Source organism: bacterium (genome assembly GCA_019695305.1).
In the GTDB taxonomy this organism is placed as follows: domain Bacteria; phylum UBA10199; class UBA10199; order UBA10199; family JAIBAG01; genus JAIBAG01.
The window spans coordinates 1-15,850 of sequence record JAIBAG010000022.1 but is presented as its reverse complement, the minus strand read 5'-3'; the positions used below and the strand labels follow the sequence as shown (position 1 = coordinate 15,850).

Below are 15,850 nucleotides of genomic sequence, written 5' to 3'. Positions count from 1 at the left end.
ATATCTAGCTCATTTTGAGTCTGTTTGTAAATCCTTTATCAGCTCGGCTATTAGATTGAGTGCCTTAAGAGGAGTGAGCTCATTCACATCCACTTCCTTCAATTTTTCAAGAACAGGATGAGGCTGTGCATCAAATAAAGACGGCTGGACACTATGAAGCGCACGGGATTCAAATTTTAAATCTTTATCTTCAAGCAACTTGAGTATTTTTTTGGCCCGAGCCACAACCTGAGGAGACAATCCGGCCATTTGAGCCACCGCCACACCATAACTACGATTGGTACCGCCCGCACGCAGTTCACGCAGGAAACGGATTTCTCCCCCCGCTTCTTTCACGGCCATATGATAATTTTTAATCCCGGGCTTTTCGTGGGCCAAATCGGTAAGCTCGTGATAATGCGTGGCAAAGAGTGTACGGGATTTTACACGGTCACATAAATCTTCACTCACCGCCCAGGCAATGCTCAAACCGTCAAAGGTAGATGTCCCCCGGCCAATTTCATCTAAAATAACCAGACTCTTTTTAGTGGCATGTTTTAAAATTTGAGACGTTTCGAGCATCTCCACCATAAAGGTGGATTGTCCCTTGGATAAAAAGTCGGAGGCGCCAATACGGGTAAAAATACGATCCACAACGCCTAACTTAACTACTTCAGCCGGTACAAATGAACCCACATGGGCCAAAAGTGTAATAATTGCCACCTGCCGCATCAAGGTGGACTTACCGGCCATATTAGGGCCGGTGATCATCATGAGATAGCCTTCGTCGCTATTCATAAAAACATCATTGGGCACAAAACTTTCTTCACGCACCAGTTTTTCAACTACCGGATGACGTCCCTTGGTGATGTGCAAAACATTTTCGGCAACAAATTGCGGTTTGGTATAACCACCTTCGCGGGCGAGTGTTGCAAACGATAAAAGAGCATCCAGATCGGCCACTAAACTGGCAGTTTTACGGATACGAGCGGAATGAGTAGCCACACGTTCGCGCAGCTGACTAAAAAGATCGTATTCGATATTCTTAATTTTTTCACCCGCGCCCAGCACTTTATCTTCGTACTGTTTTAACTCGTCGGTAATGTAACGTTCGGCATTGGCCAAGGTTTGTTTGCGTACATAATGCGGCGGTGTTTTACCGGCATGCGTGTTGGTGATTTCGATATAGTAACCAAACACACGGTTAAAACGGATTTTAAGCGAGCTGATGCCTGTTTTATCCCGCTCAGCGGCTTCGAGATTGGAAATAAACGATTTGCCATGATGCTCAATATTACGCAGTTCATCCAAATCAGGCGATATCCCGTTTTTAATAATCCCACCTTCTTTTAATCCTAAAGGCGGTTCATCCACAATAATGGCTTCGATATCTGCTTTCACATCTTCTAAAAGATCGAGATTCTGCTGGATAGTGGTGAGCAAGAAAGCACCAAAACCGGATAACTTGGAAAATACCGGCGGCAATTTATCAAGCGAATCAGCCAAGGCTTTTAAATCACGCGCATTGGCATTGCCCGACAGTACACGATTAAGAATACGTTCCATATCGGACACAGCTTTTAAATAAGAACGTGTTTCATCCACAATATCCGGATACTGTGTGAGCTCTTCCACACTACTTAAACGCTCGTTGATTTTTTCGACATCTACAAGCGGATAAAGAAGCCAATCCTTAATCCGACGCGAACCCATCGGGGTCTGCGCTTCATCAAGCAACCATAGCAAAGATCCTTTTTTACCACCGTCAACAATGCTAGACGTTAATTCCAGATTCTTTTTGGTGCTTTGATCGAGCACCATGTAGCCGTAAAAGAAATAAGCATCGGGTTCTTTAATAAGGCCTTCGCGCAAAAATTTAGTTTCTTTCAGATAACCCAGAACAGCACCCACCGCTTTTAGCCTGAGCGCCTCAAGGCCCAACACTTGCGGGTTTACTTTGTAATAGGATTGGACAAGCTCGGAGGCATAATCGGCATCAAAAGCAAAACCAGAAAGACGATTTAGACGCACGCTTGAAAAATAAAGTTTAATCTTATCCTGCCATGCCGCGGGTTCTTCGGTTTTTTCTACTAAAATTTCTTTAGGCTCTAACCTTAAGAGTTCATCAAATAATTTTTCTTCACCGGATACTTCCGTTACCTTAAACACCCCGGTAGTTACATCCACAAAGGCCAGTGAAAAATTGGAACCATCACCACAGATAGCCGCTAAATAGTTGTGACTTTTTTCATCGAGACACAAAGGATCAAACACAAGCCCCGGCGTTAAAACCTGTACCACTTCTCTTTTAACAACACCCTTAGCCTGTTTGGGGTCTTCCATCTGTTCGCAGACAGCTACCTTAAAACCATTGGCCAGCAATTTTTGAATATAGCCTTGAGAGGCATGATACGGAATACCACAGAGAGGGATGGAATCCTTTTGGTTCTTATTGCGGGCGGTGAGCGTTAACTCCAGAACACGGGAGGCCGTAACAGCGTCTTCAAAAAACATCTCATAGAAATCACCCATGCGAAAAAAAAGGATCGCATCCTGATGCGCCTTTTTCATCGCCATATATTGCTGCATGGCTGGTGTTAATTCGCTGGTTTCGGCCATAAGAGTTGAGCTATTAAAAAGTCCTGTTCCATCCATCCTTAATCTTATATACAGGGAAGAATCAATTAATTTATGGCCCTTTTTACAAAACTTTCTAACAATACGATTAATGCCCTTGCAACTGCCTTTGGCCTCGAAAAACCCGTAAAAACCAAGGGTATTGTGGAAGGCACGGTGAATACCTATTACCGCCTTACTTATCCCCATAAAAACTATTATTTAAAAATTGATGAGGTAGCCGAAAAAACACGGCTTTTAAACGAGATTAAAATTTTTAAGCTTTTAGGGCGCATTGCCAAAAAACTCCCTTTTCAAACTCCCGTTCCCCTCAAAACAACCAAAGGCTCTTTTTATGTCCCTTATCAAAAGAAATTTGCACTTATTTTTGATGAAGTCTTTGGCAAATCTCCTGTCAGTTTAAACGAAAAGCAATTAGGCGATTTAGGGCAAAAACTGGGGCTACTTCACAAACTGACTATCGGACAAAAATTACCTCCCCACCGTTTTAATTTAAAAGGTCAGCAGAAAGTTTTTCAACAAATTCAAAAGAAACTAAATCAAAAGCACCCGCACATTTTTAAATTCACGCGTGAAAAACTGGCATCCCTCAAAAAAAACGAACCCAAGAAAATTCCACAAGGCTTAATCCATGCCGATATCTTTCCCGAAAATACTTTCTATCAAGGCAATAAAATGCTGGGTTTGATTGACTTTGAAGCAGCAGGCCAGGGAGCTTTTTTATTTGATATCGGCGTTTGCATCCATGCCCTTTGCCACAAAAAAACGATACTCTCTCCCGCCCTTGTAAGAGCCTTCCTCAAGGGCTATCAGAAAAAAAGAAAGTTGAGTCCTTTAGAAAAACAATATTTTGCTTATTATCTAGAACAAAGCGCCATGCGCTTTCTCCTCACACGCTTGCGTGATTTTGAACTGAAGAATGGCAAGGTTGCCGCCTCGCCGTTTAAAGATTACAGGGAATATGTGGAACGCTTTGAGCAGATTGCAGGCCTTGTGAAAAAACTAAAATTTTCTTAAAAAACTATCCACCATCAACTACCCACAATTCACTTCTTCAATCAGTCCAATTCTTTTTTCATATCGTGAACTAAACTTTTTAATTGGCTTAATACATTGTGACGGGCCAAGTGTTTGGGATCGGCCTCTGCCTCAGGAGCTGTATACAAGCCCAATTGGCTGGCATTGTCTTTCTTATCTTTGGGCGAATCTTTTAATTTAACGCGAGCACCCTTGATGGTAAATTTTTGTTTATGAAGCAAATCACGGATGGATAAAAGTAACTCCACATCTTTCTTTTTATACAAACGTTGATTGGTGCGCGATTTTACAGGAGTTAAGTCTTTAAACTCAGTTTCCCAATAGCGTAAAACATAAGGCTCTACGCCAACAATTTCGGCAACTTCGCCAATTTTAAAATATAATTTATCAGGAATTTGATGGGCTTCAGTCATGGTGAAGTCCATATAAAAATATAACGAGGAGATAAAGGATTATTTTTGGGGAAAACGCAAACTACTCTTTACCATTATTTATTCAGCGCCATTTTTAAAATTTGAGACGGCTTAAATGTAAGCACTTTGCGCTGCGTAATTTCAATCTCTTCACCGGTTTGCGGGTTACGACCAATGCGGGGACGTTTTTGACGAACAACAAAATTACCAAATCCGGAAATTTTAATCTTCTCACCTTTTTCGAGGGTTTCTTTAATGGTATCAAATACAAGTTCTACAATATCCTGAGCTTCCTTTTTGGAAAAACCAATCTTTTCATATACCGATTCAACGATTTCAGCCTTTGTCATATTCCCTCCATGCATTCAAAAAAAAGTGAACAATGTCACTATATTACAGAAACGGATTACGGAAGACAATTGATTTTTATAAGTTTTTTTAACTACCTTTTTAAGGGGAAAAATACCCCTAACGAAGAAGGTATCCGTGAGAATCACGAAGTTTATCAACAAGTTCGAAATGAGCCCTATTTACCTCGTCATCGGTCAGGGTTTTATCAAACGATTCATAAGTAAGAGCAAGGCTTAAGCTTTTCTTTGAAGACTCTATCTTATCCCCTTGATAAATATCAAATATTTCAACATTAACAAGCCAGGGTGTCAGCTTACTTTTAATCGCTTTTTCAATACTGTCGTAGCTAATAGAGCGGTCTACAACAAGCGCTAAATCACGCTTTACCTGTGGGTAGGGATTAAGTTTTTGGAACTTAAAAGAGGCCTTAGAAGCACCCTCTAAAGCTTCTAAATCGATCTCCAAAAGATTGGTTTCGCCAATTTCAAACTTTTCGGCAATTTGGGGATGAAGAGTGCCAACATAACCAACCGTAATCTCCCCTGCTTTAATCACTAAACTATTGGCCGGATGATAAACTCCAGGCACCGCTCCTTTTTGAAAGGAAACTTCGTAACCCAATTTTTTAAAAGCATCGCTGGCCATTTTTTTGCCAAAATAAAAATCAACTGGCACTTTGGGTAAATTTAAACCACCGTTCACATAAGCACCGGCATATAAAGCCGCAAACGATTTCTTTTCGATGCGAGGCTTTTGATAAATGGAACGGCATTCAAAAACACGCAGCACGCCTTCTGCAGCACTCCAGTTTTTTGAAGCCGTAGATAAAAGCTGCGGCCATAAACTATCGCGCATCACCGATAATTCGGCACTTAAGGGATTCATTAAATTAAGAAGCGAGCTTTGATCCACACCCATTTTTTGGGTGAGAACAGGATCGGTAAAGCTGTAATGGATATTTTCAAAAAAGCCCTCGCTCACAAAAAAATCACGCAGTGTTCTCTCACGCTTTTCGGCGTTCGATTCATACACCGTGCGCATGAGAGCAGGCGGGAAAACAGCCGGGATAGCATCCATCCCTTTAAAGCGGACGATTTCTTCGGCTAAATCAATCTCACGCGTTACATCCGAACGATACGAAGGAACAGTTACCTTAAAAGCCTTCCCCGCTTTTTTAGGGGCAAATTCGAGCGCCTTTAAAATTTTTTCAATATCACGTGCAGGATAAGCAACACCAGTCACTCCCTTTAGAAAGTCTTCGCGTAGTGTCAGGTTTAATTTTTTAAATCTTACAGGATAGAGATCAATAACATCGCTACTGGCTTCACCACCGGCCCAGGCTATAATAAAACTGGTGAGAAGATTTAAAGCTTGAGGAATAGTTTCGGGCGAGACAAAGCGTTCAAAACGCTGAGACGAATCGGTTACCAGCCCCAAACGACGCGAGGTTTTACGCACCGCTGTGGGATGAAACTGTGCCACTTCTAAAATAACGGTAGTAGTATCGGAACGAATTCCCGAATTCTCTCCACCCATAATACCTGCTAATGCGATCGCCTTTTCGCTATCGGCAATAAGCAGATCTTCCCCTTCCAGCTTACGATCCACACCATCCAAGGTTTTAAACTGAGAGGCCGAGAGTTTTTGAGCTGTCGAAATTTTAATCGTTCCCCCACTCACAAAACGGGCATCAAAGGCATGCACAGGGTGGCCGGTTAAGAGCATCACATAATTAGTAGCATCCACCACATTATTGATGGGTCTAATTCCTAAAGCCGCCAGACGATTTTGAACAGCTTGTGGCGACGGGCTAACACTCACATTTTTGAGCATGCGCGACGAGTAACGCGTGCATAATTTGGAAACGGCGTTTTGAACTTTTAATTCTTTTTTAAGGGAGAAAGTTCCCTTGATAGAAACTTCTTTGGGAAACACTGATTTAAGACCATAAATAGCGGCCACTTCACGCGCTACACCCACATGAGAAAAACAATCGCCACGGTTGGGCGTGAGTCCGATTTCTAAAACCACATCATCCAAACCATAAAATTTGGAAAATTCCATGCCGGTTTTGGCATTGTCGGCCAATGTTAAAAGCCCGGAAGACTCAGATGATAAATTTAATTCGCTGGCCGAACACAACATGCCCGATGACTCTACGTCACGGATTTTGCGTTTTTCAATCACCATCCCGTTTTCAAAACGGGTACCAAGGGTAGCAAAAGGATATTTTTTACCGGCTTCTACATTGGGCGCCCCACACACAACCGTGTTTACTTGTTTGCCATCGGACACCTGGCATACAGAGAGTTTATCAGAAGACGGATGCGGCTTTTTTTCCAAAACCTCACCAACAACAATACCTTGATAAGGAGCAGCTAAATCGTGGATGGCTTCTACTTCCAAACCTACCAGCGTTAAGCTATTTGCAATAGCCTGCGGCCTCACTTTTAAGCCGGGAACTAATTCTTTAAGCCAGGTGTAAGAAATCTTCATGAGAATTGCCTTAAAAAACGTAAATCATTTTCAAAAAATAAACGGATATCGTTTACACCATATTTCAGCATGGCTACGCGTTCGATACCGATACCAAATGCAAAACCCGAATACTCGTTCGCATCAATTTTAACGTGTTTCAAAACAGCCGGGTCCACCATGCCACAGCCCAAAATTTCAAGCCAGCCGGTTTGCTTGCAAACACGACAACCACTTCCCGAACACATCACACATTCAATATCCATTTCAAAAGATGGTTCGGTAAACGGAAAGAAACTCGGGCGGAATTTCATCTTGAGCTTCTTATCAAAAATGCGCTGAATCCCCTCGCCTAACACAGCTTTTAAATGTCCCAAGTGAATCCCTTTATCTACCAATAAACCTTCAATCTGGTGAAACATGGGTGTATGGGTCATGTCTGAATCGCAGCGATACACCACGCCAGGCGCAATCATGCGGATGGGGGGTTTGTCTTTTTGCATCACATGCACTTGAACGGGAGAGGTATGTGTTCGGAGTAACAGCTCAGGCGACACATAAAAGGTATCCTGCATGTCCCGCGCTGGATGATCGGGAGGAATGTTGAGCGCTTCAAAATTATAGAAGTCGGTTTCAATCTCGGGGCCTTCAAAGCAATCAAAACCCATTTTCATAAAAATGGATTTCATTTCATCTAATACCTGACGCACAGGATGATGAGCCCCACGTGGTAAATTCCAGCCAGGCAAACTCACATCGATGGTATTGGCCGATAGGGCTTTATTGATGGCTTCGCTTTTAAGATGTTGAAGACGCGCTTCGTAATGCGACTCGAGGCCTGCTTTAAAACTATTAGCAGCCTGTCCAACAAGCGGGCGATCATCGGCCGAAAGCTTGCCTAAATCTTTTAAGATTTCGGTTAAAGCTCCCTTTTTACCCAACACCTCTACCTTTTTTTGATACAACTCTGCCTCACTGGCAGCCGTATCAAAAAGGGCGGCAGATGAATGTTTTAGTTCTTCTAAGCGTGATAAAAGAGAATCTTTCACTACGGGCCCCCAACCCTCTACCCCCTATAGTCCCCCTTACAAAGGGGGACAAAGAATTCCCCTCCCTTTGTAAGGGAGGGCCAGGGAGAGTAGATCCGTTACAGTACTGCTTTTGCTTTTTCGATTAATTCTTTAAAAACAACCGGCGAATTAACGGCAATTTCGGAAAGTACCTTGCGGTCCAAACCGATATTGGCTTTCTTAAGTCCGGCCATAAAACGGGAATAGCTGATTCCGTTTATTTTAGAAGCAATGCCAATGCGGGTAATCCACAACGCACGAAAATCGCGTTTTTTAGCCTTGCGATCGCGGTAAGCATACGCACGACCTTTAGCTACTTTTTCTACCGCTGTGCGGAAAAGTTTTGATTGACCACCACGATATCCTTTGGCGGCTTTTAATATTTTCTTGCGGCGGGCTTTTGCCTTAGTGCCGCGTTTTACACGTGCCATTTGTTCCTTTCTGCTTCTCGGGTGCTTAACCCACAATGGGTCAAAACTCGTTAATTCTTACCCGGAAACAAGATTGTTTAAACCCTCTCGCGTTAAGCGTAGGGTAAAATTTGTTTAATGGAAGCCTCGTCCGACTTATGAAGATAAGCCGACTTACGTCCCTGACGACTCTTTTTGGGGCTTTTCGATTCCAAGAGATGACGGCGTTTAGTACGGGTGAACTTCACCTTTCCTTTTTTGGTTACTTTAAAACGCTTAGCGGCTCCGCTGTTTGTTTTTAATTTTGGCATAATATCATTCCTTCTGTTACTTTGCTTTTTTACTTAACGGAGTGAGTACCATGGAAAGATTGCGCCCTTCCATTTTGGGAGGCGTTTCCACCTCGCCAAGTCCTTCAGTTCCTTTAATAAACTTGTCCATCAGTTCCTTACCGCGATCGGCATGCATCATTTCGCGGCCTCTAAACTGTAATGTAATTTTGGCTTTATCCTTATCCTCTAAAAACCGGCGCACATGGTTGAGTTTAAATTCAATATCATGCTCGTCGATATTAGGACGTATTTTAATTTCTTTTACATGCACCACAATCTGCTTTTTCTTGCTTTCATGCTGACGCTTTTGCAGCTGGTACTTGTACTTGCCGTAATCCATGATCTTGCACACCGGCGGATTGGCATTGGGATCAATTTCTACCAGGTCAAGACCTTCATCAAACGCAATTTTGATGGCCCCGTCGGTTGCAAACAAACCCATCTGTTCACCACCAGAACCGATAAGGCGGATTTGCGGTACACGAATCTGACGATTCATGCGCGGGCCGCGCTGTTTATCACGATTACCATCGAAACGTCTATTTGGGGGACGAATACAAACCTCCTATTAATTAATATGACTTTAACAATTCAAAAAAATCTTCTGTGCTTTTCACACCTAAATCACCAGCCTTGCGGTCACGGATACTCACCTGATTAGCCGCTACTTCCTTGGCTCCTAAAACCGCCATGACAGGGATTTTTTTAAGCTGAGCTTCGCGTATTTTAAGGCCCAGCTTTTCGTTGCGGGTATCTACATCCACACGGTAGCCTAAAAGCCTTAGTTTATCTCTAATACCTAAAGCATGGTCTATTTGTCCATCGGTAATTGGTATTAATTGCACCTGAACGGGAGATAGCCAAAACGGGAAAGCCCCGGCCGTATGCTCCAATAAAATACCAAAAAAGCGCTCTAGCGACCCCAAAACAGCCCTGTGAAGCATTACAGGCCTACAAGCCGACGAGCTAGAATCGATATAATTGAGGTTAAAACGGTCGGGCATTGAATAATCAACCTGGAGAGTGCCCAGCTGCCAGCGACGCGCCAACGCGTCACTTACCTGAAACTCAATTTTAGGCCCATAAAAGGCCCCTTCACCGGGGTTAATAGTAAAGGTAAGGCCGGCCTTGGTAAGGGCTTCCTGCAGCTTTCTTTCGGCCGTATCCCAGATTTCGGGGGTCCCAATATATTTTTCGGGGCGTGTGGCCAAAGCTACATGCACGTTTTTAAACTCAAAGTGATCGTAAATCTGCTGCACCATTTTAAGAAAGGCTTCAATCTCACCATCCATTTGTTCGGGAGTGCAGTAAATATGGGCATCATCCTGGCAAAAGGTCCGCACACGGGTTAAGCCATGGGTCACCCCACTGCGTTCAAAACGATGCAAGCGTCCAAAATCGGCAAAACGAACAGGCAGTTCACGATACGACCATTTCTTTTCGCCAAACATCAGGCAATGCCCGGGACAGTTCATGGGCTTTACCGCCATCTCGCGCCCTTCCACTTCGGTAAAATACATATTGTCTTTAAAATGCTCGAGATGCCCGGAACGCTCCCACAAGGTGGTATCAATAATTTGCGGCGTGATCACTTCGGAATAACCCTGGTTTTTATAAAGACCACGCAGGTAATCAATCAGCAAATTATAAACCATGGCTCCTTTAGGATAAAAGAAAGGAGACGCCGGGGCTTCGGGATGAAAATTGAAAAGCTCAAGTTCACGTCCTAATTTGCGGTGGTCACGACGGGCGGCTTCTTCGAGCATGGCAAGATGTGCTTTTAAATCGGCATCGCTCGCAAATGCAGTTCCATAAATACGCTGCAGGCGCTCGCGTTTTTCATCGCCACGCCAGTAGCTACCCGCAACACTTTGAAGATGAAACGCTTTAATCTCAGAAGTTTTTTCAACGTGAGGACCTTTGCATAAATCCACAAAATCACCGTGTTGATAAAGACTAATTACCTCGCCGGGAGGAAAATTTTCAATAATTTCTACTTTAAATTTTTCACCGCGTTCCTTAAAAAACTTGATCGCTTCTTCTTTGGATACTTCTTTACGCACAAAGGGCTCGCCCTTTTTAATAATCTCATTCATCTTCGCTTCGATCTTTTTTAAATCATCAGGATGAATGGGTTCTTCAATTTCAAAGTCGTAATAAAATCCGTTATCGATCACAGGACCAATGGTTACTTTGGCTTTAGGATACAAGCTCACAACGGCCGACGCCATCACGTGAGCCGCTGAGTGACGCATTTTTTCTACAGGATCGTTTTCATGTCCGGGTCTACAAACCATTTTAAAGGTGGATGGTAGATGGTGGATGGTGAATGGTAAAAATCGTTCCATTCACTATTCACTATTCACTATTCACTGTTGTTACTGTAGGCACGAGCGGGATTGAACCGCTGACCACTTGCGTGTCGAGCAAGTGCTCTACCACTGAGCTACGCGCCTGGGGTTTGTTCAAATTAATTCATTTAAAAATCTAAATAGACTAATTTGATTACAAACCCCAGTACAGCATCCACAAAAATATAATAGAAGCAGTGCTAGTGTTTGTTCAAATTAATTCATATAAAAATCTAATAAATTAATTTGTTACAAACACTGGTACAGCATCCATACAATCAAATAATGCAGTACTCGACAAAATTACAACAAAAACAATGGTTTATAGATCAAATAGGCTCCTGTCAAGATGAAATCCGGAGCTTTTTCAAAATATGGGCGGCAGCCCGGTAGGGATTTTTATTACTTTTCAGTTCTTTAAAAGCCTCTTTAAGCAAGCCATCGGCTTTAAACTCTTTTTTAAGTGTCTGATGCAGCTCTGAAAAAACCACATCCATCACTTCTTCAGCCAGCATTAAAGAAAGCACATCTTCTTTTTTCTGCGATTTTTGAGCCGTATGGCGCGTAATAGCCTGTTCCAGTTCACCAACGCCAATGTTATTAGCGGCCTGTACTTTAAGAACTTCTACCACAATATCTTTATGAAATAATTCGGTTAAACTTTTAAGTTCGGCAAAAATGCGATCGGCACCGTCGCGGTCGGCCTTGTTTACCACAAACACATCGGCAATTTCCATAAGGCCAGCCTTCATGGTTTGAATGGTATCGCCCGATTCCGGAACCAACACCACCACCGTAGTATGAGCCACACTCATAATATCAAGCTCGGTCTGCCCTACTCCTACTGTTTCTACCAACACCACATCCATTCCGCTGGCATCCAGTAAACTTACCACATCCCGTGTAGCCCTCGACAAACCGCCGTGCGAACCACGGGAACCTAACGAGCGTATAAACACACCATCGTCGGCACCATGATCTACCATGCGAATACGATCTCCCAAAACTGCGCCGCCCGTAAACGGCGAACTGGGATCAATACACACCACACCTACTTTTTTATTTTGTTTGCGGTAGATGGCAATGAGCTTATCTACCAAAGTGGATTTGCCAGCACCCGGGGGACCCGTTATCCCAATTTTAAGAGCCTTACCGGTGTAAGCATACACATCACTCATTATAGCCAGTAGGTCGTCGTGCTGATTATCTACATAGGTCATCAGTCGCGCCAAGGCGCGCTTATCACCGGCCAGCATTTGGGTTACAAGTGGATGCATGGAGCCTAAAAAACGTGACCCCGGCTCATAGAGTGGGCCGGGGTTCCGTATTAAAAAAAGATGGGAAATATTTTAGAGAACGTTACCCAGCTTTAAAGCAAGGCCCATATCTCCGGCAACTTTTAATTTGCCCGACATGAAAGCCATTTGAGGGTTGAGTTTCTTTTCAACAATATCTGAAAGATCGCTTTCGGCAATAGTTACCGTGCACTGAGCTTTGCCCGAAGACCCTTTAGAAATTTTACCACCTGCTTGGGTTAAATCGAGAGTCCAAACATCACTAGAACCACCGGTTAATTTAAATTCGTAAATAGCGTTGATGCTGGTTGCTTTATCGCCATTGTCTTTTAATTTTTGTGCAATTTTTTCGTTAAAAATTTGTTCTCCAGTTAATGCCATAAAATATCCTCCATAAGTGAATAATAAATACCCCAGTTTTGTGGGGGTTTTACGGGTTTAACAAAACATCCCCAAAACACAACAAAAAAATCATCCTAAAACATGAAAGTGAATCAGCAGCTTGTACACCCATCCCCCTACCAGCAACACCATAATCAGCGTGCTTAAAGCATATACAAAACGCCCCGGGTAACTTATTTGTTTGCCTCGCAACAGTTCCATTAAACTGGATAACCAATACATAAAAAAGGCCAAATACAAAAAAGGAGATGCCCAATTATACAAAAAGGCCCGCCATAAATGCCCACGCGGAATAGAAAGAAACGCCCGCGTTAACCCACAACCAGGGCAATCAATACCGGTTAAACGCTTAAACCAGCATAAAATAAACCCACCTTCCACATCGGAAGGCGCTACAAAAAAACCCAAAAATAAGGCGATTGATAAAAAAAGAACGGATAAAAAAGGAAAGAGTTTAGAGCGCAGGGGAAAGCCCCTTCTCCCCAACCCTCCCCCACCACGGTGTGGAAGGGGGAGGATATAATGAGGAAAGAATTATTTATTATTCTGCTTTTCGGCAATGTCGCCAATAAAGGGAATTTTATACTGTTCCCCTTGGTAAGCTTTTACCATGGCTACAATCCAGAAAATAAGGAAAGCCAGCCAAACCACCGGTACAAAAATACTAATAATCATAGCCAAAGGTCCGGCAATAGCACCCAAAATAGCACCTAAAATAGAAAGCCCCAGCTGTATTACAAAGGAAGCGCCCCCCAACACAATGGCCTGCCAGGCATGAAAGCGCACCTGCTTATTGTCTTTTTCAATAATCAAAAACACAATACCCGTTACAAAAGTACATACGTAACATAACAGCGAAGCCACATTTGGCTCTAAACCCGAACCGGATGATCCGGTCCCGGAGGATTTTGCAGGCGTTGTTTCCATGGTGGATGCTCCCCTAATTTGTACCGTATGCTCATGTCCTGAAACATCAGAACACCAACACCAGCACATCAACTTTTAATCCTGATAGAAGCTATCGAGGATATCTTTATATTTGGTCGATGTAAACTTGCGTTTAACCTTAAGCGTAGGCGTTAACTCGCCTGTTTCAATTGAAAAATCACTTTCCAATATAGCAAATTTTTTTATTGTTTCATATTTTGCCAGCTGACGGTTTTTTTCGTCAAGTCGTGTTTTGATGAGATGGTATATTTTTTCATTCTTCACCAAATCGGCATAGTCTTGAAAGGGTATTTTATGTTCCTTGGCATACCCTTCTACCTGATCTTTATTAAGAGTAATAAGGGCTGATAAAAATTTGCGGTTATCACCATGGATCATCACTTGCGAGATCATAGGATCGCTTTTAAACAGATTTTCAATATTTTGAGGCGCTACGTTTTTACCAGCAGCGGTCACAATAATATCTTTTTTACGGTCGGTTATTTTTAAAAATCCTTCGGTATCAATAATACCAATATCACCAGTATGGAACCAGCCATCGGCATCAATGGCTTCTTTGGTTTCTTCGGGGCGTTTATAATATCCTTTAAAAACCAAACCACCGCGAACCAATATTTCACCATCCGGCGCAATTTTCACCTCAACACCCGGAACAATTTTACCTACCGTACCAATTTTCATGGCATCTGGCGTGTTTACCGTTACAGCGGCACTGGTTTCGGTTAAACCATAACCTTCTAAAATAAGAAAACCTGCAGCGTGAAAAAACTCGCCGATGGTTTTGGATAAAGGTGCGCCACCCGAAATAAAATACTGGATACGCCCCCCCAACTTATCGTGCAACTTGGAAAAAACAAGTTTGTAGGCTACAGCCCATTTTAGCTTAAGAGTCACGGGCACCATGAGACCTCTCACCAAATAATGAGAACGCTTTTCACCCACACGAACAGCCCAGTTAAAAATTTTCTTTTTTGTATCCGAACCGTTTTCAACCCCCTGCAACACACGGGTATGAATTTTTTCAAAAATACGGGGAACGCTGGCTAAAATATGAGGACGCACTTCGGATAAATTATCTAAAATTTTATCGATGCTTTCGGCATAGCTTTGCACAAAACCAATATCAATTTGGGCAAACTGCACCATACGTGCAAAAATATGCGCCAAAGGCAAAAAGGTTAAATTTTCCATGGATGGGTTAAAAGGGAGCATTTTTTTAAGAGCCACCACTTCGCCAATAAAATTACCATGAGTTAAAACGGCACCCTTGGGAGGACCCGTGGTACCAGAAGTATAAACATACGACACTTCAGAATCGGCCGTAAGCTCGTCCTTCATTTTATCAAAGGTTTCCTTGCCCTGCCCGGCTCCCAAAATAAAAAGTTCATCCATGGTATAAATACCATCGCTTTTGTCAGCCTTGGCCACATCTGCAAAAGATATAATTTGTTTTAAATGGGGAAGTGTAGAAAGAACTTCTTTTACTTTTTTAAGCTGAGTGGCCTCACCTACAAACACGGCTTTAGCTTCGCAATTATCTAAAATATATTGAGCCTGGTCGGAAAGACTACTTTCGTAAATAGGAACTGTAACACAACCCGCACCAATAATGGCTAAATCGGTAAAAGTCCACTCGTAGCAAGATTTTGCAAAAATACAAACACGGTCACCTTTTTTTAAACCAAACTTTTTTAAGGCTCCTATTAAATCGAGAACTTTAGAATAAACTTCATTCCAGGTAAAAGTTTTCCAGGCACCGTCTTCTTTAAAACGGATGGAAACATCGTTACCGCGCATTGACACGGTATGATCAAACATTTTTAGAATATTTTGGGGGGTCTGTTGTTTACTCATTGAAATAACGGAATTATATCAATGAGTACATTTTGTCTAGAAATTTTAGGGGCTAACTCCGGCTAGCTTCTAGCCTCTTTCTGAGAACCAGAAAAGTACCTAACGCCAGCATAGCCAATATCATCGAGGCCACACTTCCACGAGAAGAAGCGCCCACATCACAACCACAACCACCGCCCCCACCATCACCAAAGGCGGTTAAGTTCCCATCAGCTCCTGCTTCTTTACACAAAGGCACATCTACCGCACTACTATCATCATCGGCACGGTCGCAATCTTGATCGATATTATCATC

General features: G+C 42.8%; 16 protein-coding genes and 1 tRNA gene. 1 reads left to right on the top strand and 16 read right to left on the bottom strand.

Going from position 1 to position 15,850, the window contains the following annotated elements; genetic code table 11:
• Positions 1-9: 9 nt before the first annotated feature.
• The gene (mutS, locus tag K1X76_09850; GenBank protein MBX7149370.1) at positions 10-2,598 is read right to left on the bottom strand and encodes a DNA mismatch repair protein MutS; all 2,589 of its coding nucleotides are present in this window, start codon (positions 2,596-2,598) and stop codon (positions 10-12) included.
• A 72-nt stretch (positions 2,599-2,670) separates the two neighbouring features.
• Here mutS and K1X76_09845 point away from each other — a divergent pair, with 72 nt between their 5' ends.
• On the top strand, positions 2,671-3,633 hold the full coding sequence (locus K1X76_09845) for a homoserine kinase (protein ID MBX7149369.1): 963 nt from the start codon (positions 2,671-2,673) through the stop codon (positions 3,631-3,633).
• 41 nt (positions 3,634-3,674) lie between these two features.
• Here the strand turns inward: K1X76_09845 and K1X76_09840 are convergent, their stop codons facing one another.
• The 15 genes from K1X76_09840 to K1X76_09770 form a co-directional block, all read right to left on the bottom strand.
• Positions 3,675-4,079 (bottom strand): MerR family transcriptional regulator, encoded by a 405-nt coding sequence (locus tag K1X76_09840; protein MBX7149368.1) that lies wholly within the window; start codon positions 4,077-4,079, stop codon positions 3,675-3,677.
• Between the two features lie 62 nt (positions 4,080-4,141).
• Positions 4,142-4,417, bottom strand: coding sequence for an integration host factor subunit alpha (locus tag K1X76_09835; protein MBX7149367.1), 276 nt, complete (start codon positions 4,415-4,417; stop codon positions 4,142-4,144).
• Positions 4,418-4,535: 118 nt separating this feature from the next.
• A complete protein-coding gene (gene pheT, locus K1X76_09830) occupies positions 4,536-6,914 on the bottom strand; it encodes a phenylalanine--tRNA ligase subunit beta (protein MBX7149366.1) in 2,379 nt (792 codons plus the stop codon).
• Positions 6,911-7,942: a phenylalanine--tRNA ligase subunit alpha gene (locus K1X76_09825; GenBank protein MBX7149365.1), complete on the bottom strand. Its 1,032-nt coding sequence runs from the start codon at positions 7,940-7,942 to the stop codon at positions 6,911-6,913. Before K1X76_09825 ends, pheT begins: the two co-directional genes overlap by 4 nt.
• A 98-nt stretch (positions 7,943-8,040) precedes the next feature.
• Positions 8,041-8,394, bottom strand: a complete 354-nt coding sequence (rplT, locus tag K1X76_09820; protein MBX7149364.1) for a 50S ribosomal protein L20 — start codon at positions 8,392-8,394, stop codon at positions 8,041-8,043.
• A gap of 92 nt (positions 8,395-8,486) precedes the next feature.
• Positions 8,487-8,684 (bottom strand): 50S ribosomal protein L35, encoded by a 198-nt coding sequence (gene rpmI / locus K1X76_09815; GenBank protein MBX7149363.1) that lies wholly within the window; start codon positions 8,682-8,684, stop codon positions 8,487-8,489.
• Between the two features lie 16 nt (positions 8,685-8,700).
• Complete coding sequence (gene infC / locus K1X76_09810) at positions 8,701-9,204, bottom strand: translation initiation factor IF-3 (protein MBX7149362.1); 504 nt, start codon at positions 9,202-9,204, stop codon at positions 8,701-8,703.
• Between the two features lie 73 nt (positions 9,205-9,277).
• On the bottom strand, positions 9,278-11,053 hold the full coding sequence (gene thrS, locus K1X76_09805; protein MBX7149361.1) for a threonine--tRNA ligase: 1,776 nt from the start codon (positions 11,051-11,053) through the stop codon (positions 9,278-9,280).
• A gap of 36 nt (positions 11,054-11,089) precedes the next feature.
• Positions 11,090-11,161, bottom strand: a tRNA-Val gene (locus K1X76_09800).
• 239 nt (positions 11,162-11,400) lie between these two features.
• Positions 11,401-12,333 carry a methylmalonyl Co-A mutase-associated GTPase MeaB gene (gene meaB / locus K1X76_09795; GenBank protein ID MBX7149360.1) on the bottom strand — a complete coding sequence of 311 codons (933 nt, stop codon included), beginning with the start codon at positions 12,331-12,333 and terminating at the stop codon, positions 11,401-11,403.
• 72 nt (positions 12,334-12,405) lie between these two features.
• The gene (locus K1X76_09790; protein ID MBX7149359.1) at positions 12,406-12,732 is read right to left on the bottom strand and encodes an SCP2 sterol-binding domain-containing protein; all 327 of its coding nucleotides are present in this window, start codon (positions 12,730-12,732) and stop codon (positions 12,406-12,408) included.
• 90 nt (positions 12,733-12,822) lie between these two features.
• Positions 12,823-13,161, bottom strand: coding sequence for a DUF2752 domain-containing protein (locus tag K1X76_09785; GenBank protein ID MBX7149358.1), 339 nt, complete (start codon positions 13,159-13,161; stop codon positions 12,823-12,825).
• A 126-nt stretch (positions 13,162-13,287) separates the two neighbouring features.
• A complete protein-coding gene (locus K1X76_09780) occupies positions 13,288-13,680 on the bottom strand; it encodes a DUF4870 domain-containing protein (GenBank protein MBX7149357.1) in 393 nt (130 codons plus the stop codon).
• A gap of 75 nt (positions 13,681-13,755) precedes the next feature.
• On the bottom strand, positions 13,756-15,519 hold the full coding sequence (locus K1X76_09775) for a long-chain fatty acid--CoA ligase (protein MBX7149356.1): 1,764 nt from the start codon (positions 15,517-15,519) through the stop codon (positions 13,756-13,758).
• Positions 15,520-15,607: 88 nt separating this feature from the next.
• Positions 15,608-15,850 (bottom strand): hypothetical protein (locus tag K1X76_09770; GenBank protein ID MBX7149355.1); only part of this gene is annotated, 243 nt, incomplete at its 5' end.